This window comes from Ruegeria sp. C11, assembly GCF_056537725.1.
This window is the reverse complement of the sequence record NZ_JBQFSB010000005.1, coordinates 142,393-159,297: the sequence shown is the minus strand read 5'-3', so window position 1 is coordinate 159,297 and position 16,905 is coordinate 142,393. Positions and strand designations below refer to the sequence as shown.

The following is a 16,905-nucleotide window of genomic DNA, read 5'->3' as shown; positions in this document are numbered from 1 at the left end:
CGTCGGTTTTGCACGGAATTCAACCAGGGACCCTGCCCAATGAGCTACAAATCCGACATCGAAATCGCCCGCGAGGCGAACAAGAAGCCGATTCAGGAAATCGGCGCAAGAATCGGCATCGAATCCGCGGATTTGCTGCCCTATGGCCATGACAAAGCAAAGGTCAGCCAGGACTTTATCAACTCGGTTCAGGACCGCGAAGATGGCAAGCTGATCCTTGTGACCGCGATCAACCCGACCCCGGCAGGTGAAGGCAAAACCACCACCACCGTTGGTCTGGGCGACGGCCTGAACCGCATCGGCAAGAACGCGATGATCTGTATCCGCGAAGCCTCGCTTGGCCCGAACTTCGGCATGAAGGGCGGCGCTGCAGGTGGCGGTTACGCGCAGGTTGTTCCGATGGAAGAGATGAACCTGCACTTCACAGGTGACTTTCACGCCATCACCTCGGCCCACTCGCTGCTGTCGGCAATGATCGACAACCACATCTATTGGGGTAACGAGCAGAAGATCGACATGCGCCGCGTCGCATGGCGCCGTGTGGTCGACATGAACGACCGCGCCCTGCGTCAGATCACCTGCTCGCTGGGCGGTGTATCGAACGGCTTCCCGCGTGAAGCAGGTTTTGACATCACCGTGGCGTCCGAAGTTATGGCGATCCTGTGCCTGGCAAACGACCTGAAAGATCTGGAAAAGCGCCTGGGTGACATCATCGTTGCCTACCGCCGCGACAAGACCCCGGTCTACTGCCGCGACATCAAGGCCGAAGGCGCAATGACCGTTCTGCTGAAGGACGCGATGCAGCCGAACCTGGTGCAGACGCTGGAAAACAACCCGGCCTTCGTCCACGGTGGCCCGTTCGCCAACATCGCACATGGCTGTAACTCGGTCATCGCGACCAAGACAGCTCTGAAAGTCGCCGACTATGTCGTGACCGAAGCCGGTTTCGGTGCCGATCTGGGTGCCGAGAAGTTCATGAACATCAAGTGCCGCAAGGCGGGCATCGCCCCGTCGGCCGTGGTGCTGGTCGCCACCGTGCGCGCGATGAAGATGAACGGCGGCGTTGCCAAGGCCGATCTGGGCGCGGAAAACGTCGATGCAGTTGTCAGCGGTTGCGCCAACCTTGGCCGCCACATCGAGAACGTTAAATCGTTCGGTGTGCCGGTTGTTGTTGCCATCAACCACTTCGTCACCGACACGGATGCCGAAGTTAAGGCCGTCAGTGACTACTGTGCGGAACATGGTGTCGAAGCGATTCTGTCGCGTCACTGGGAACTGGGCTCGGAAGGCTCTGCAGATCTGGCTCACAAGGTTGTCGAGCTGGCCGATGCAGGCACCGCGAACTTCTCGCCGATCTACCCGGACGACATGCCACTGTTCGAAAAGATCGAAACCATCGCCAAGCGCATCTACCGTGCTGACGAAGTTCTGGCCGATGCCAAGATTCGCAACCAACTGCACGAGTGGGAAGCAGCAGGCTATGGCAACCTGCCGGTCTGCATGGCGAAGACCCAATACTCGTTCTCGACCGATCCCAGCCTGCGTGGTGCACCCACCGGCCACTCGGTTCCGGTGCGTGAGGTCCGCCTGTCCGCAGGTGCAGGTTTCATCGTGGTTGTCTGCGGCGAGATCATGACCATGCCCGGCCTGCCGCGCAAGCCGGCTGCTGAAACCATCTGCCTCAATGACGCAGGTGAGATCGAGGGCTTGTTCTAAGCCGCTGAATACGACATCTCGTGGTCCGGGGAATCCCCGGGCCATGAGGAGACCGACATGCCCACTCTGACACCGCCGCAGGATTGCGCCACGATGCGGGAACTGCGAGTTCAGATCGACAAACTTGACCGGCATCTGATCGACATGCTGGTTACGCGCGCAGGTTACATCGACCGCGCCGCTGAGTTGAAACCGGGTGAGCGACTGCCAGCCCGTATTCCGGAACGGGTCGAACAAGTGGTGCAGAATGTTCGCGCCAGCGCGGGCGAGGCGGGGATGGACCCCGACTTGGCCGAAAATCTCTGGCGAATTTTGATTGACTGGTCGATTGCGCGTGAAGAACGTGTGATCGGCGCGGACTGAACGACCGGGCGCGATGATCGCGCCCGATCAGCTTTTGAAAGAAGGGATCAATGGATGGTAGCCCAAGTCATCGATGGTAAGGCCTTTGCGGCCAAGGTGCGCGCCCAAGTGGCGGATCAGGTTGCGAAACTGAAAGAAGAAAACGGCATCACGCCGGGCCTTGCCGTGGTTCTTGTTGGTGAAGACCCCGCAAGCCAGGTCTATGTTCGTTCCAAGGGCAAGATGACCGTCGAAGTCGGTATGAACTCGTACGAACACAAGCTTGATCCTGAGACCTCGGAAGAGGATCTGCTGGCGTTGATCGACAAGCTGAACAATGATCCGGCGGTCCACGGCATTCTGGTGCAGCTGCCGCTGCCCAAGCATCTGAACGAAGATCTGGTGATCAATTCCATCGACCCGGCCAAGGATGTCGATGGATTCCATATCTCGAATGTGGGCTTGCTTGGTACCGGTCAGAAATCGATGGTGCCCTGCACGCCGCTGGGCTGCCTGATGATGCTGCGTGACCACCACGGTTCGCTTTCCGGTATGGATGCGGTTGTCGTGGGACGTTCGAACATTGTTGGCAAGCCGATGGCACAGCTGCTGCTGGGTGACAGCTGCACCGTAACCATCGCGCATTCGCGCACCAAGGACCTGCCTGACGTTGTCCGTCGCGCGGATATTGTTGTCGCGGCTGTTGGGCGCCCCGAGATGGTGCCAGGCGACTGGATCAAGGAAGGCGCCACCGTCATCGACGTCGGCATCAACCGGATCGAGCGTGACGGCAAGAACAAGTTGGTTGGCGACGTTCACTACGAAAGCGCTTCGCAGGTTGCCGGCGCAATCACACCTGTTCCCGGTGGTGTCGGTCCGATGACCATTGCCTGCCTGCTGGCCAATACCCTGACGGCCTGCTGCCGTGCCAACGGCCTGCCTGAACCCGAAGGTCTGACAGCCTGAGTAATATCCCGGGCCGCAGTTTTTGCGGCCCGGTGAAGCCTGCCGCGCGCAGCCATCGCGCCTTTCACCCGAGACCACGTGAATTTACCATCGAAAAACTCGGCTGGTTCCGTAGTGAGGCCAACAAACGGTTTTCTTGCATTCCATTGAATGTTATACAGAATTTCCGGTCGAGCAATTGGTGCTGTAACGGTTCCCGAAGATTTAGACCGGCAATCGGGAAGGTGGTTAGCAATTTTGACATGCGGTCAAAACTGAAATCAATTTTGTTTGTACATGGTCCACTCAGGCTGGTTTCCGGGTTAGTTTTTGTACTTTTGCTCAGCTACGCCGTGCCGCCGTTTCATCATGTGGAACTTTCCTTTGGGTGCCGATTCCTGTTCTGGAGCTGCGTGATGCTCTTGGCGGTAGGGGTGACGTGGACATCCGGAGATTTGGTTAAACGGCGGTGGGGTAACCTGAAGCAGGTCGCTCAGGACCTGACATTTGCCGTATTGATTGCCGTTTTGTTTACACCGTTGCTTTGGGCGTTGGTTTCGTTGCTCCTGACATACGAAGGTTTGAACCGTCCTGCGTTTTTAACCGTAGCGCCTTATGGCGCCTTGTTTGCGGCGGGCTTGTTGTTGATTCGGCGGGGCGAAGCATATGCGCCGCGTGAAGATGTCGAAATCCAACCGCGTATGACAAAGCGGTTACCGGCGTCCTTCAATGGCGAAATCTACCGGCTGACGGTCCGTGATCACAACGTGGACATCGTCACTTCGGACGGAACCTTTACCATTCGCTCAAGGTTCACAGACGCAATTGACGAAATGGAGCCGATGCCGGGGCATTGCACGCATAGGTCCCATTGGGTGACTGAGGCCGCGATCGTCGGTGCAGAGCGCGCGGCAGGCAAAACTCATCTGCGTTTGAAAAACGGTGATCTTGTTCCTGTCAGCCGAAAGTACCGACCGATGTTGGAACAGGCGGGTGTGTTATAGATCAGCGCGGCATTGGAACGGCGCGGGGTTGCGCGCCGGTCAGAATGGCCATCGCGTTGGATTGCATAAGTTTGGTCAGCGCCGGTTCTGAACTGCGCAGGCTGCCGGTATAGGTGCCGTATGCTGGCAATATCAGCCGATTTTCGTCGACCAGAAAGGCCGGGCGACTGATGGATCGCCCACGGGCCCGGATGCGCGCCTTGGGGTGATAGTGTCCCGACACCTCTGCGGTGGCACCGGGTCCCGCGATGTGACGGAAAACCAGACCTTCGCATTTCCACTCGGCCAAATGCGCCCCGCCAAGCTCAACCGGGCCGGGATCATGATTGCCTTCGATCCATATCCATCGCCGCCCCGCCTGTAGGGCCGAAATCTGCAACCTCTCAGCCTCGGGGATAGCAGTCGAGGCGATGAGGTCGTCAAAGCTGTCGCCTAGACAGATCACCGTTTCGGCGCCCGTGCGGTCGATGTCATCAGAAAGCCGGTTCAGTGTGTCGCGGCTTTCGTACGGGGGCAGCGATGGGCCACCCCTGCGTGCGATACGTTCGGATTTTCCAAGATGCAGATCCGAGACACAGAGCGCCGATTGACCGGGCCACCAAAGCGCACCCGAGCCGAGCGCGCGCAGCCGCGTTTCGGCAAAAGAAAAATCCCATCCGTTCATGTTACGTTCTTTGCTGGTTTCGACTGTTTTTTCAAGGCCATTTCTAGCCTGGCGTTAATCCCGCAGTTTGCAGCAGCTTCTCACTTTCTTCGGCCAGCAGGCGTTCTTCGGCGTCGCCTTTGACCGGCACCTTGCCAACTTCCAGAAACAGCGGTGCGGCCAGTGGAGACACTCGATCCAGACGTATCAGATCAATCTGGCCGCTGATCCGCCCGATCATTGCTTCGATGCGACCGAAATCCACCAGACCACGCATGGCCTCTTCGCGGGTGATCTGCATCAGCAAATGGTCGGGGTCGTATTTTTGCAGCGTGTCGTACAGGATGTCGGAAGAAAACGTCGCCTGCCGCCCGGTTTTGCGCTGACCACCAGTGTTGCGCTCGATGAGGCCGGCGATGGTGGCGGATGCCCGAAAGGTCCGTTTCATCACCGCATTTCCTGCCAGCCATGTCTCCAACCCCTCGCGCAGCGCGTCGATGTGAAACAGAGGGCGTGGGTCGGTGACCGCATCAAGCCCCCAGATCAATGTGGCGTAATCCGTTGCGACAAATCCAAGAGGGGCCAGCCCCAATTCCTCCATGCGTTTGGTCAGCAACAGGCCAAGGGTCTGCTGTGCGTTGCGCCCTGCAAACCCATAGACACAGATATGTTCGCGCCCGTCCTCGGGGAAGCTTTCAATCAGCAAACGGTCGCGCCGGGGCAGGCGCGAGACGTCCCGCTGCAGCGCGAGCCAGTCTGCGGTGTGCTGCGGCAGTTGCGGCCAGTCGTTCTGGGCGAACATTCGCAATATCCGGTCGCTCAGCTGTGTCGAGGTTGCGAATTTCGTGCCGGAAAAGGTAGCGATCTTGGGTTTCTTGTCTGCACGCCGGGTCACCTCGACCACCATTTCGCGCAAGCCTTCGTAGCGGACGATCTGCCCTCCGATCAGGAAAGTATCGCCGGGGGTCAGCGATGCGGCAAACGCTTCTTCGACCTCTCCCAGCGGTTTGCCGCCCCGGTTGCGTTTCAACCGAACCTTCAGCGTGTCCGTATCCTGGATGGTCCCCAGATTCATGCGAATCCGTTGTACCGCGCGTGGATCGCGCAATTGCCATCGCCCGTCGGGGCGCTGCTGCAAACGCTGCCAGCGGTCATAGGCGCGCAGGGCGTACCCGCCAGTGGCGCAGAATTCGAGGCAGGCATCGAACTCGGGGCGGGTCAGGTTGGCGTATGGTCCGGCTGATACCATTTCGTGAAAAAGCGCGTCCGCATCGAACGGGCCAGCCGCTGCGGCGATCAGGATGTGCTGGCTCAGTACATCGCGAGGTCCGGGGCCGCGCGGGTCTCCGTCCAGATCATGCTCTTTGACGGCCTCAAGCGCCGCCACGCACTCGACAACCTCAAAGCGGTTCGCCGGAACCAGTAGCGCCTTGGAGGGGGCGTTGTACCGATGGTTTGCACGGCCAATGCGCTGCACCAGACGCTTGACGTTTTTGGGCGCACCGATCTGGATCACCAGATCCACATCGCCCCAGTCGATGCCCAGATCCAGTGAACCTGTGCACACGATGGCCCGCAGTTCGCCACGCACCATCGCGCCTTCAACCCGCTCGCGCTGTTGCCGGTCAAGACTTCCATGATGAATGCCGATTGGCAGTCCGTCGTCGTTGGCCAGCCAGAGGTTGCGAAAAAAGATTTCGGCCTGCGCGCGGGTGTTGTGAAAGATCAGTGTCGTTTGGTGTCGCCTGATCTGATCCAGAACCGCGGGGATCGAATAGGCCGCGCCGCCCCCTGACCAGGGTGGTTTCTCATCGGTCTTGAGCATCGAGATATCGGGATCTGGGCCGGGATCGGCCTGAACGATCGCGCAAGAGTCCGGGTGGCGTGCCAGGAACTGTGCGATCGCCGTTGGATCCTCGACAGTAGCCGACAGCCCAACGCGCCTGAGCTGCGGGCATAACGCTTGCAGCCGCGCCAGCGCCAGCATCAATTGATCGCCACGCTTGCTTTCTGCAAGGGCGTGGATTTCATCGACGATCACGCGCTGCAGTCCGTCGAACATGCGGGGCGCGTCCTCGTATGAGGTGAGCAATGCCAGACTTTCAGGTGTTGTCAGCAGGATATGTGGCGGGTCTGCGCGCTGACGCTTTTTCTGCGTGGCCGAGGTATCGCCAGTCCGGTCTTCGATGCGAATGGGCAGGCCAATCTCATCCACCGGAGTTTGCAGATTGCGCTTTATGTCAGCGGCCAGCGCCTTCAGGGGTGAGACATAAAGCGTGTGCAAGCCGGTATGGGAACCGTCCGCCAGTTCTGCCAACGTTGGCAGGAACCCTGCCATTGTCTTGCCACCGCCGGTTGGCGCAATCAGTAGCGTGGCAGGATCGGCCGCGCGCGCGTACAGGTCCTTTTGATGGGGATGAACAGTCCAGCCCCTTGATGTGAACCAGTTTCTGATCGAGGCGGGAATCTGCGTCATACACGCAGGATACCCGTGTCCCAGCGGGACGGAAACGGCTTCTCAGCGCTTTTCCGTCAGGTTTCTGATTGCGTCCCTGACGGCCAACGGCAGTGACCTATCCAACTCTTCCGGTACACCGTCTAGCGCGCTCTCGACATCCTTTTCCAGAATGCCAATCGTGTTTTCAATAGAGTATCCATCCCGGGCAAATTCGATCTGGTCGAAATTTGACGCGAACCAGTTCTGGCCCGAACTTGTGTGGATCAACTGCAATAGCTTGCCTTCGTCGAGGTCGGAATTCTGCGCCCACTCCAGCACCAGCCGCGTCATCGCAGTGTTCGAAGCTGCCAGCAGATTGTTGAGCACTTTTGCCTGCATGCCTGAGCCATACGGGCCCATCCGATGGAAATGCGCACCCATCGCATCAAAAAGCGGTTGCGCGGCGTCCAGATCAGCAGTGGCCCCACCCAGCATGAACGATAAACGCGCCTCTTGCGCGGCGATTTGTGCACCGGATATCGGGGCATCGATAAGACTGACGGTTGGTGGTATCCGATCGCGCAGATCCAGTACATATCGTGGGGAAAGCGTCGAGCAAATGATGATCTGTTCCAGCGTACTGATGCTTGCAAAGCCCTGAGTGCCAAACAGAACATCTTCGGTCTGAGGAATATCCCTCACGACCGTAATCAATGTCCGCAAGCCGGATGCGAAAGCAGTTACATCATTGCTGACATACGTGGACAGGACCCCGAATTCGGAACTCGGGCGCGTGTCGAAACCTCTGGCTTCAAACCCCGCGCGCAGCAGGGTTGCCAGCATCGGCGCGCCCATGCGTCCACATCCTGCAAGGCCGATCATTTGACGATATGCTCGTCCTTTACGAACATGTTGGCCCACGCCCGATCTATCAGGTCAGGGCTCATTTGATAGGGAATGCCCTCAAACTCGCAGATCGCGATCATCTGATCGATCAAAAAGATCGGCTGATAGTTCGCATAGATATTGTTGATCGTCGGGTATTTGACCTTGAGCAGGTGAACCAGCGCGGCCTCGTCCAGCGGCATGCCACGTTTACGAGCGACCATGGCAAAGATTTTCAGGAAGTTCTCCTGATTCGGGCCGTCGATCTTGATCTTGAAGAAAATCCTCCGCAAAGCCGCCTGGTCGAAGATCTCGTTCGGATGGAAGTTGGTCGAGAAGATGACCAGCGTGTCGAACGGAACCTCGAATTTTTCACCGGATTGCAGGCCCAGAATGTCCTTGTTCTCTTCCAGAGGAACGATCCAGCGGTTGATCAGCGCCTGTGGCGGTTCCGCCTGACGTCCAAGGTCATCGACGATGAAGATGCCGCCGGTGGATTTCAACTGCAGTGGCGCCTGATACGTTCGCGCGGTCGGGTTATAAACCAGATCCAGCATGTTCAGCGACAATTCACCACCGGTCACAACTGTGGGTCGTTCACACATCACGTATCGGGTATCGAAACGTTTGCGGCGGCGCAGGCTGTTCGGGTCGTCGGGTTCCTGCTCAATCGCGTTGTGAACGATCGGGTCATATACGGTGATGACCTGACCTGCATATTCGATGGCGCGTGGAACATAGACATTGTCGCCCAACGCATCACGGATCCCGTTCGAGATCGAGGATTTACCGTTTCCGGGCGGTCCGTACATCAGGATTGAACGACCTGCGCTGACTGCGGGACCCAGATGATCCAGCAGGCTGTCTGGCAGAACCAGATGCCCCATCGCCCCGACCAGCTGATCACGCGTGACCTGAATGTTGCGGATCGATTGGCGTTTGACCTGTTCGCGATAGACAGCCAGCGGAACGGGCATGGCTCCGAAATACTCGGACTGGCTCAGCGCATCCAGCGCCCGCGCCTTGCCCGCATCCGTCAGCTGATACCCCATTTCGTTGCCGCTGTTTGCGTTCAGCGTACCGGTAGCCTCAAGCAGCTTTTGTTCTCGCGCAATATCGACCAGTTCCTGTGTCACGGAACCGGGCAGACAGATGGCTTCTGCGATCTCGCTGACAATCGATACGTTTTTGCGGAAAATAGTCTTGAGCAGAATGTCCCGCATCATCACGAGCGGAAGCTGCATTTCCTCAAGGCCCTTCGGGGCAGGGGGGGCCAGAACGGAAGTGGTTTGCATGTTCATGAGCGTCGCTCGTCTGTCAAGGTTGCACGTCAATTCAATACGGTAGAGGCCGCTTGTGGAAAATCTGTCGCAGATTTGTGGCAGGACAAAGGCGCAGGCAAGGCGCGTAAATGGTGGTTTACGAACCGAACATTGCGCCCAGTATCAGGTAGATGGAGAGTGTTCCCCCGAGCGTCAGGCCCATCGGAAAAAGTTTGCCTTTTTCCCAGCTTTCCCACTCGGGCGCGATCCGGCGCAATCCGGTATGTTTGCCGATCCGATGCGCGGCGAAGGCGCCCAGAATCGTCGCGGTAAAAATTGCCATGAGCAGCCGAAAGTCAGCGGTCCAGATGAACGGCGCCGCTGCGGCAGCGAATTTGGCATCGCCAGCACCAACTGCGCCTCCGGCGTTTAGAAGAATGCCGATGATCAGAATGACAACCAGATGCAACAATTGCCAAGCATAAGACGGCAGGGACACCGCCAGTGGACCAATGTGCCCCTGGCTCCATTCATCAGACCACGGCGGCAGAACGAAAAGTCCAACGACCAGAAACACGACCGCCAACGCAACAACCGCGTGGTTCTTGATCCGCATTTCACGCATGTCGGTGAAGGCGACGTAAAAGCAAATTGGCAGCACAAACGGCAAAAACCACAGTGCCGCCGCAGCGGGGATGGCCATGGACTTAGGCTTCTTCCAGCGCGCTCAGCGCCCGTGCCGCTTCATCGAAATGTTGCGGGTGCGTTGCTATCGCCTCACGCAGCAGGTTTTTGGCTGTTGTCACATCGCCTTGTTTTACTGCGGAAATCGCCATCGTGTTCAGCAACCGTGCGCGTTCCGCCTGCGTCATGGGAATGACCGGCATGGCATAGTTTCCCTGCGCGCTGCGGGCCAGAACGAGGTTGTTTTTGGCCGTGAACAGTGACTTGTCCTGACGGATAGCCTCTGAGAACAGGCGCTCGGCGTCGGAATAGTTCCCGCGTGTGAGTTTTGAGTATCCCCAGTTGTTCATGACACCCGCCGGGCGCGTGGTTAGACCAACCGCTGTTTCATAAAAGTGATCCGCCCGTTTCCAGTCCTTGTTGGAATCGGCCACAAGCGCCTCAAGCCGGTAGCGTTTGAACGTCTCATGCGTGGGTGGAATTGAGTTCAGCACCTCCTTGGCGCGGTCCCACTCTCCACCGCGGACCAGCGCATCGGCATAGTCGACCTTGTCAGCAACGTTCGAGCCCTTCATGCCAACCAGCTTGGCCCAGGCTGAGGAAGCCTCGGTATACCTTCTGGCGCGGGTTAATGAGATCGCAAGACCGCGCTGCAAATCCGCCCGCCCCGGGTTCTTGCTTGCGGCACCGTGAAAATAGGTGACCGCTTCGTTCGGGTCTGCCGCGCTTAGCATGACGTCATTCAGGTTGGTTTCGTCGATGACGTTCACATCCTGAAATGTGCGTTCAACTGTATCTTCGGATTTGTCCGCGCAGGCCGAAACCAGCAGCCCGCATGTCACGATGGTCGTAATCAGGAATGGATGGCGCATTTTTGCGTCCCCTACTGCACTTGCCTCAATCAAGGTGTCTTGCGGATGACGAAATCGCCTTCACCCCGCCGCACCAATTTAAATTCTTCTTCTTGGACATCATTATTAACAGGATTTTCCATTTTTGCGAGTGCTAACCGCAGATTGTCCCGGATTGAGTCACTTTCGCCATTGTCCAGTGCATACGCCCTTCGAAACACCTGCGCGGCTTCTGCGTATTCCCCAGTTTCCATCAGCAGGACGCCCAGGTTGTTCCATGCAACGGGCCAGTCCGGGTCATCTTCCACAGCACGACGCAGTAGGGTTTCCGCCTGCCCCAGCCGATTCAGACCCAGATTGGCGGTTCCCATCGAGGTCAGGATTTCCGTCGTCATCCCGTCTTCCAACGCCGCCCGCGTAAAAGCGTCGAGCGCCAGTTCAAATTGGCCGGCTTCCATCAGCCTGTTGCCGACTTCCACGCCGTCTTCCGACTGGCCTTGCGGATCCACACCGGGAGGGAAGGGGCCATTTTGTGATCCGGGCTCAGTGCACGAAGCCACCGCAGCAAGAACTGCGATGGCTTTCAGGGAATTTCGGAGGCGTGCATATGTTCGCTCGCCCAGGTTTTTCATTTCAGGTCGCTCACATGTTTTGCAGGTCCATGATGCCTTTCGCTGAAGGACCGACCAGAATGATCAGCAACGGCGGCACCGTCAGCATCATTGTGGCAAGTGTCATCTTGGTTGGCAACTTGTTAGCGGCCTCTTCCGCGCGCATCACACGTTTGTCACGCATTTCACCCGCATAGACGCGAAGTGCTTCGGCGATCGACGTACCAAATGTCGCCGATTGGATCATCACGGTCACGAACGAACTTACGTCCTGAACACCGCAACGCGTTCCCATGTCGCGCAGAACGGTGTCCTTGTCCTTGCCCGCCTTCATTTCATGAGCCACGACTTCGAACTCCTGAGCGATGTCGGGATATGAGGCCTGCGATTCCGCGGCCACGCGAACAATCGCCTGATCCAGAGACTGGCCCGCTTCGACACAAACCAGCATCATGTCCAGCGCATCCGGGAAACCGGCCGTGATGTTGTCTTTGCGCTCAGCGACGCGACGCGTGACCCAGTATTTTGGAACCATATACCCCGCGATGCCCGGGCCGAGAACGCGCAGCAGCAGTTGCTGGCCCGTAAATTCCTGTCCGCCTGAAAACACTGTTACAAGCAGAACGCCGAACAGCAGGCCGCCGATCCCCAATGCGAACTGGGCAAAGTGATAGAAACGGACCGCATCCTTGGACTGATATCCCGCCTGGCGCAACTTGAGCTGTACGGCAGACAGCTCCTCTTCGTTCTGCGGCTCAAGAAACGTCGCGAACTTTTCAAGTTGCTCGTTCCGGCCCGCAGTACGCAGCCTGTCTTTTTTGTCCGACTTCTTGGATTTGTTCGAAGCTGCATTGCTACGCTGCAGCTTTTTCAACGGATCCTCTGGCTGGTTCAGCAAGAACGGAAGGGTCAGAAGGATCATGAACAGCCCCAGAACGCCGACGACGATCAGTGGTCCGAACTCTCCAAAGTTTTCTGTCAGAATGTCGTTGATACGGGTAAGAAATTCCATGGCTTGTCCTTACACCTTAATGTTGGTCAGCACGCGCATGACGATCAGGTTTACCGTCAGCATGATGCCAACAAAGAAACAGGCGGGGATAAACAGGTAATGGTCGACGACATCGTCATAATACCCAGGGTCGTTAATCAGAATGACGCCGAGACAGACGAGGGGGAAGGCGGACAGGAATTTACCCGACCATTGCGCCTCGGCCGTGATTGCCTTGACGCGCCGGAACAGGCGAAAGCGTGCCCGGATCACTTTGGCCAGCCCTGCCAGAATTTCAGCCAGGTTACCGCCTGATTGCTGCTGAATGGCAACGGCCACAGCCAGAAAGCGAAGATCCTGCATATCCAGACGCGTCGCCATTTCCTTGAGTGCCTCACCAACATCGCGCCCGTACGAGCATTCATCAGAAATAATACCGAACTCGGTCGCGATAGGGTCCTGCGTTTCCCGGGCGACGATCTGGATGGATGAGATGAAGGGGTGGCCAACACGCAAGGAGCGGACCATCAGTTCCACGGCATCGGCCAGCTGCTCTTCCAGAAGGCCCATACGTGTTTTGGCCTTTTTGCTGACCCACATGTAAACGGCACCGATTCCGATTGCGACAGATAGCGCCGCCCGGATCGGCGTTTCCGTGTTGGTACCCACGCTTAGGCCCACAAATGCAAGCGCCGAGACCAGCGCCATGATCATGATCAGTTGCCTAGGCGTAAACGCAATTGCCGCTTTTTGTGCCTTATCAGCCAAAAGCGAATACAGCGGGATGGTCTGCGATTTCATGTGCTGCTGCATTTCCTTGCGCAGCTGTTCCAGCACCTGTTCGCGTCCGGCTCCCTTGTCGAGCATATCCAGGCGCCGATTGACCCGGCTGTTCAGGCTGATCGATTTTCCGAATGCGACCAGATAGATACCTTCGACCAGGGCAAATACCCCGATGAAGATAAGGCCATAGATGAGGGGCTCCATGCTGATTTGCATAACTGTGTTCCTACATCGTTGTCGGGTCGTAAATGGAAGCGGGCAGGTCAAAGCCCCACAGACGGAAGCGTTCGGAAAAGTGGCTGCGAACGCCGGTTGCCGTAAAGTGGCCAATGATCTTGTTGTCGGGCGTCAGGCCCGAGCGCTGAAAGCGGAAGATTTCCTGCATGGAAATCACATCACCTTCCATGCCGGTGATCTCGGTGATCGAAGTCATGCGGCGTGAACCGTCCTGCAAACGGCTGGCCTGTACGATCAGATTCACAGCGCTGGCGATCTGGCTGCGCACGGCTTTGATCGGCATTTCGATACCAGCCATGGCGATCATGTTCTCCAGACGCGATATACCATCGCGAGCCGAGTTGGCGTGGATTGTGGTCATCGAACCGTCGTGGCCAGTGTTCATCGCCTGCAACATGTCGATCACCTCGGAGCCCCGCGTTTCACCGACAATGATACGGTCAGGACGCATACGCAGGGCGTTTTTCAGACAGTCTCGCGGGCTGACTTCGCCCTTGCCTTCGACGTTCGGCGGGCGGCTTTCCATCCGGCCCACATGCGTCTGCTGAAGCTGAAGTTCCGCCGTATCCTCAATGGTCAGGATGCGTTCGGCATCGTCGATAAAGCTGGACAGGGCATTTAGCGTGGTCGTCTTACCGGAACCGGTACCACCCGAAACGATCACGTTCAGGCGGGTCGAGACTGCTGCCTGCAAATAGGCAGCCATTTCCTCAGTGAAGGCGCCGAAATTGACCAGATCGTCAATGCCCAGCTTGTCCTTTTTGAATTTCCGGATCGAGACAAGCGATCCGTCCACGGCAATTGGTGGCACCATGGCGTTGAAACGAGACCCGTCAGCCAGACGCGCGTCCACGTAAGGGTTGGATTCGTCGACACGACGACCCACCGCGGATACGATTTTATCGATGATGCGCAGAAGGTGCTTTTCGTCCTTGAAGGTGATATCGCTGAGTTCCAGCTTACCGGCGCGTTCGACAAAAATCTGTTGCGGCCCGTTCACCAGAATATCGTTGATCGTATCGTCCTGAAGCAGTGTTTCCAGCGGGCCAAGGCCGGTCACCTCGTCATACAGTTCCTTATTCAGCTGCGTGCGATCTTCGCGATTCAGAACGATATTTTTCGCTTCAAGAACTTCGCTGGCAATCGAGCTGATTTCGGCGCGCAATTCTGCCTCCGCCGCGTTTTCAAGCGCTGCGAGGTTCAGGTTTTCAAGGAGTTCCCGATGAAGTTCGATCTTGATTTCACCCAGGCGCTCTTTCCGCTTTCGATCACGGTCAGAAGAGGTTACCTCGGCGGACTTTTTCGCCACCGGCTTGCGGACAATGGCCGTTGGCTTGGCCGCCGCTTCGGGCGTGGTTGCCGGCTTTTCGGCCGCTGGGGTTTTGGCGGTAGCCCCTACAGGCTGCGCAGCAGGCTGTTTTTTGTATCTTGAAAACACGGCTCCCCCCTCGGGTTGGGTTTAGGCGGCTTCGGCGTCACTGGTTCCCAGGACGTGAAGTGATTGTGCGAGTTTTGCGATTTCACGGCGAAGCGGATTTTTCGCGGCCGAACTGGCCAGTGGCAGCCCGTGATCGCCGCTTTGCATGATCTGTTTGCCACCGTCCGGCAGCAGAAGGTCGATCGAAATACCCAGGCTTTCTCCCATACGCTTGACCCGGCTTTTACCGCTGAGATCGGTAAACTTTGGCGCACGGTTCAACGCAAAGCGAAGTTTGTTAAAGGGCAAATCCTCGGCCTGCAGCGCGCGTTTCAGGCGCAGGGCGTTTTGGGCGGAACGCATGTCCAGTTCAATCAGTGCGAAATAGACATGTGCGGCATGCAGCACGGTTTCCGACCAGTGCACCAGGGTCTTGGGCATGTCGACAACCACATAGTCGAATTGCGCACGGGCCACGTCGATGACGCGCTGGACGTCTTCGGGGGTGATGATGTCCAGCGGGACCATGTCGGTCGGCGCGGTCAATACGTGCAACTTGTCTTCGAACGTTTGCAGCGCGGCTCCGAAAACTTCGTCATCCATTGTTTCGGTTTCGGACAGCATTTCAAAGACCGCCTCGCGTCGCGGCAGGTCCAGATACGTGGAGACACTGCCGTATTGCAGGTCGAGATCCAGCAGGCACACGCTTGGCGGTTCCTTAGCCGAGACCGTGGCAAGCTCCCAGGCCAAATTCACCGCCATCGTTGTTGCGCCAACGCCGCCCGCAAGACCCTGAACGACGAACATGGCGCCCTCTTTGGACTCACCAGCGGCTAGGTTGGCACGTTCCGGATGCGCCGCTGCCGCAGGTTCGGGCCGATTCATACGTTCGATCGCTTCCTGCAGCTCTTTTTCCGGCAGAGGGTAGGGGACGAATTCGTCGGCGCCCTTGCGCAACAGCTGGTGAAGTGAGGCAGGAGAAACGTCCTCGGCGATCAGAACGACCTTGATACCTTTCGCTTTGGCTTGAGAAATGATCTCACCCATCAGTGAAAGGTTGTCTTCGTCTTCGCCATCTATGGCCAGCGCAATGAATTGCAGGGTTTCCGCTTCGGGCTGACTAAAAAAGGCAAGCGCCTCGGCAAAACCCAGATCGCCCCAACTTTCCCCCAACGCGGCTTCCATATCTTCGATCAGCAGATCAAAATTCTGCACATCCCGGCTAACCGTACAGGCCAGAATTGAATTCGCGTCGTTTTGCGGCGTAGCGCTGGTCATTAACAGAATCCTCGTTGTAGAGACTTGGCCGGCCATCCGAGCAAACACAGTCGCCCCAAAGCGGTCAAAATGGCCGCAAGTCACCCATTGTTGAAAATGTTGCCCGGAAGTTTGGCGAGAATTTGGCGCAAAAGAACCAATTGTAGGGAATTGGGCGACGATGCCGCCCAATTACACAGTATTGTTATTCGTCAGCGAAGTTTCCGGCACGGCTTTGAACGGTGACGCTGGAAACCGTCGTCGCGCTTTCGATATACTCTCGATAGACGACAAGCGCGTATTTTCCGTCCAGGATATTCGGATGCCGATCGACGAAACCCGATACCTCGGTCACAGTCCGGCGGTTGCGCCGTTCGCGATCTGGGGTTGAGATCAGCGGCCTGTTTTCACCATAGGAAACAACGGCTTCAAGGCGAGACCGGGAAATGCCCTGGCTGGCAAAGAATGCTACAACCGCTTGGGCCCGACGCAAGCCGAGGCTCTTGTTGTAAGCTGCGGAGCCGACCGAATCCGTATGCCCGTAAACCCGGAAGCGGACTTCGGGGAACTGCCGGATCCAATTTGCCTGCTGAATCAACGTCTGCTGCGCCGAAGCATCAAGCTTTGTGCTGTCGAAGGCAAAGTTGATCTGTGTCGGCACCTCATTGGAGAAGCGTTGATTCAGAATTTGCCCATAGGTCAGTTCACCGTTCATGACCTGGATATTGTTCAGATTCGCGTTGCCAAACGTTCCCTGATCAATCTCGTATCCAGCTTCCCGAGAACAGGCGGCGACTGCGACCGTTAGGCCCAGTGTGATGATCCACTTCTGCATTGGTC

The 16,905-nt window shown here is 57.4% G+C and carries 16 protein-coding genes; 4 read left to right on the top strand and 12 right to left on the bottom strand.

What is annotated here, in order from left to right:
- Positions 1 to 39 precede the first annotated feature (39 nt).
- The 4 genes from ACR0NA_RS11390 (at position 40) to ACR0NA_RS11375 (ending at position 4,007) form a co-directional block, all read left to right on the top strand.
- Positions 40 to 1,716, top strand: a complete 1,677-nt coding sequence (locus tag ACR0NA_RS11390) for a formate--tetrahydrofolate ligase (RefSeq protein ID WP_480728955.1) — start codon at positions 40 to 42, stop codon at positions 1,714 to 1,716.
- Between the two features lie 57 nt (positions 1,717 to 1,773).
- A complete protein-coding gene (locus ACR0NA_RS11385; protein WP_480451155.1) occupies positions 1,774 to 2,079 on the top strand; it encodes a chorismate mutase in 306 nt (101 codons plus the stop codon).
- A 54-nt stretch (positions 2,080 to 2,133) separates the two neighbouring features.
- Positions 2,134 to 3,024 carry a bifunctional methylenetetrahydrofolate dehydrogenase/methenyltetrahydrofolate cyclohydrolase FolD gene (gene folD, locus ACR0NA_RS11380; protein ID WP_480451154.1) on the top strand — a complete coding sequence of 297 codons (891 nt, stop codon included), beginning with the start codon at positions 2,134 to 2,136 and terminating at the stop codon, positions 3,022 to 3,024.
- Between the two features lie 395 nt (positions 3,025 to 3,419).
- Complete coding sequence (locus ACR0NA_RS11375) at positions 3,420 to 4,007, top strand: LytTR family DNA-binding domain-containing protein (RefSeq protein WP_480728953.1); 588 nt, start codon at positions 3,420 to 3,422, stop codon at positions 4,005 to 4,007.
- A gap of 1 nt (position 4,008) precedes the next feature.
- On the opposite strand, the gene pdeM is transcribed toward ACR0NA_RS11375, so the two are convergent.
- The 12 genes from pdeM to ACR0NA_RS11315 form a co-directional block, all read right to left on the bottom strand.
- Positions 4,009 to 4,671 (bottom strand): ligase-associated DNA damage response endonuclease PdeM, encoded by a 663-nt coding sequence (gene pdeM, locus ACR0NA_RS11370; RefSeq protein ID WP_480728951.1) that lies wholly within the window; start codon positions 4,669 to 4,671, stop codon positions 4,009 to 4,011.
- Positions 4,672 to 4,714: 43 nt separating this feature from the next.
- Positions 4,715 to 7,126 carry a ligase-associated DNA damage response DEXH box helicase gene (locus tag ACR0NA_RS11365; protein WP_480728949.1) on the bottom strand — a complete coding sequence of 804 codons (2,412 nt, stop codon included), beginning with the start codon at positions 7,124 to 7,126 and terminating at the stop codon, positions 4,715 to 4,717.
- 42 nt (positions 7,127 to 7,168) lie between these two features.
- Positions 7,169 to 7,969: an NAD(P)-dependent oxidoreductase gene (locus tag ACR0NA_RS11360; protein ID WP_480728947.1), complete on the bottom strand. Its 801-nt coding sequence runs from the start codon at positions 7,967 to 7,969 to the stop codon at positions 7,169 to 7,171.
- Positions 7,966 to 9,273 carry an ATPase gene (locus ACR0NA_RS11355; protein ID WP_170651408.1) on the bottom strand — a complete coding sequence of 436 codons (1,308 nt, stop codon included), beginning with the start codon at positions 9,271 to 9,273 and terminating at the stop codon, positions 7,966 to 7,968. Before ACR0NA_RS11355 ends, ACR0NA_RS11360 begins: the two co-directional genes overlap by 4 nt.
- A 118-nt stretch (positions 9,274 to 9,391) precedes the next feature.
- Positions 9,392 to 9,937 (bottom strand): prepilin peptidase, encoded by a 546-nt coding sequence (locus ACR0NA_RS11350; protein WP_480728945.1) that lies wholly within the window; start codon positions 9,935 to 9,937, stop codon positions 9,392 to 9,394.
- Between the two features lie 4 nt (positions 9,938 to 9,941).
- Entirely contained in the window at positions 9,942 to 10,790 is an 849-nt protein-coding gene (locus ACR0NA_RS11345) for a tetratricopeptide repeat protein (RefSeq protein ID WP_480728943.1), read from the bottom strand.
- Positions 10,791 to 10,819: 29 nt separating this feature from the next.
- Positions 10,820 to 11,401, bottom strand: a complete 582-nt coding sequence (locus tag ACR0NA_RS11340; protein WP_480728941.1) for a tetratricopeptide repeat protein — start codon at positions 11,399 to 11,401, stop codon at positions 10,820 to 10,822.
- 10 nt (positions 11,402 to 11,411) lie between these two features.
- Positions 11,412 to 12,392 (bottom strand): type II secretion system F family protein, encoded by a 981-nt coding sequence (locus tag ACR0NA_RS11335; protein WP_170651412.1) that lies wholly within the window; start codon positions 12,390 to 12,392, stop codon positions 11,412 to 11,414.
- A 9-nt stretch (positions 12,393 to 12,401) separates the two neighbouring features.
- Positions 12,402 to 13,370: a type II secretion system F family protein gene (locus ACR0NA_RS11330; protein WP_480728938.1), complete on the bottom strand. Its 969-nt coding sequence runs from the start codon at positions 13,368 to 13,370 to the stop codon at positions 12,402 to 12,404.
- Between the two features lie 10 nt (positions 13,371 to 13,380).
- Positions 13,381 to 14,829 carry a TadA family conjugal transfer-associated ATPase gene (locus ACR0NA_RS11325; protein WP_480728936.1) on the bottom strand — a complete coding sequence of 483 codons (1,449 nt, stop codon included), beginning with the start codon at positions 14,827 to 14,829 and terminating at the stop codon, positions 13,381 to 13,383.
- Positions 14,830 to 14,850: 21 nt separating this feature from the next.
- Positions 14,851 to 16,086 carry a CpaE/TadZ family protein gene (locus ACR0NA_RS11320; protein ID WP_480728934.1) on the bottom strand — a complete coding sequence of 412 codons (1,236 nt, stop codon included), beginning with the start codon at positions 16,084 to 16,086 and terminating at the stop codon, positions 14,851 to 14,853.
- A gap of 184 nt (positions 16,087 to 16,270) precedes the next feature.
- Complete coding sequence (locus ACR0NA_RS11315; RefSeq protein ID WP_480728932.1) at positions 16,271 to 16,900, bottom strand: OmpA family protein; 630 nt, start codon at positions 16,898 to 16,900, stop codon at positions 16,271 to 16,273.
- Positions 16,901 to 16,905: the final 5 nt, after the last annotated feature.

Bases quoted from the DNA above. Each gene is read 5' to 3' on its own strand.
- ACR0NA_RS11390 (WP_480728955.1), top strand. From the start codon at position 40: ATGAGCTACAAATCCGACATCGAAATCGCCCGCGAGGCGAACAAGAAG.
- ACR0NA_RS11385 (WP_480451155.1), top strand. From the start codon at position 1,774: ATGCCCACTCTGACACCGCCGCAGGATTGCGCCACGATGCGGGAACTG.
- folD (WP_480451154.1), top strand. From the start codon at position 2,134: ATGGTAGCCCAAGTCATCGATGGTAAGGCCTTTGCGGCCAAGGTGCGC.
- ACR0NA_RS11375 (WP_480728953.1), top strand. From the start codon at position 3,420: ATGCTCTTGGCGGTAGGGGTGACGTGGACATCCGGAGATTTGGTTAAA.
- pdeM (WP_480728951.1), bottom strand. From the start codon at position 4,671: ATGAACGGATGGGATTTTTCTTTTGCCGAAACGCGGCTGCGCGCGCTC.
- ACR0NA_RS11365 (WP_480728949.1), bottom strand. From the start codon at position 7,126: ATGACGCAGATTCCCGCCTCGATCAGAAACTGGTTCACATCAAGGGGC.
- ACR0NA_RS11360 (WP_480728947.1), bottom strand. From the start codon at position 7,969: ATGATCGGCCTTGCAGGATGTGGACGCATGGGCGCGCCGATGCTGGCA.
- ACR0NA_RS11355 (WP_170651408.1), bottom strand. From the start codon at position 9,273: ATGAACATGCAAACCACTTCCGTTCTGGCCCCCCCTGCCCCGAAGGGC.
- ACR0NA_RS11350 (WP_480728945.1), bottom strand. From the start codon at position 9,937: ATGGCCATCCCCGCTGCGGCGGCACTGTGGTTTTTGCCGTTTGTGCTG.
- ACR0NA_RS11345 (WP_480728943.1), bottom strand. From the start codon at position 10,790: ATGCGCCATCCATTCCTGATTACGACCATCGTGACATGCGGGCTGCTG.
- ACR0NA_RS11340 (WP_480728941.1), bottom strand. From the start codon at position 11,401: ATGAAAAACCTGGGCGAGCGAACATATGCACGCCTCCGAAATTCCCTG.
- ACR0NA_RS11335 (WP_170651412.1), bottom strand. From the start codon at position 12,392: ATGGAATTTCTTACCCGTATCAACGACATTCTGACAGAAAACTTTGGA.
- ACR0NA_RS11330 (WP_480728938.1), bottom strand. From the start codon at position 13,370: ATGCAAATCAGCATGGAGCCCCTCATCTATGGCCTTATCTTCATCGGG.
- ACR0NA_RS11320 (WP_480728934.1), bottom strand. From the start codon at position 16,086: ATGACCAGCGCTACGCCGCAAAACGACGCGAATTCAATTCTGGCCTGT.
- ACR0NA_RS11315 (WP_480728932.1), bottom strand. From the start codon at position 16,900: ATGCAGAAGTGGATCATCACACTGGGCCTAACGGTCGCAGTCGCCGCC.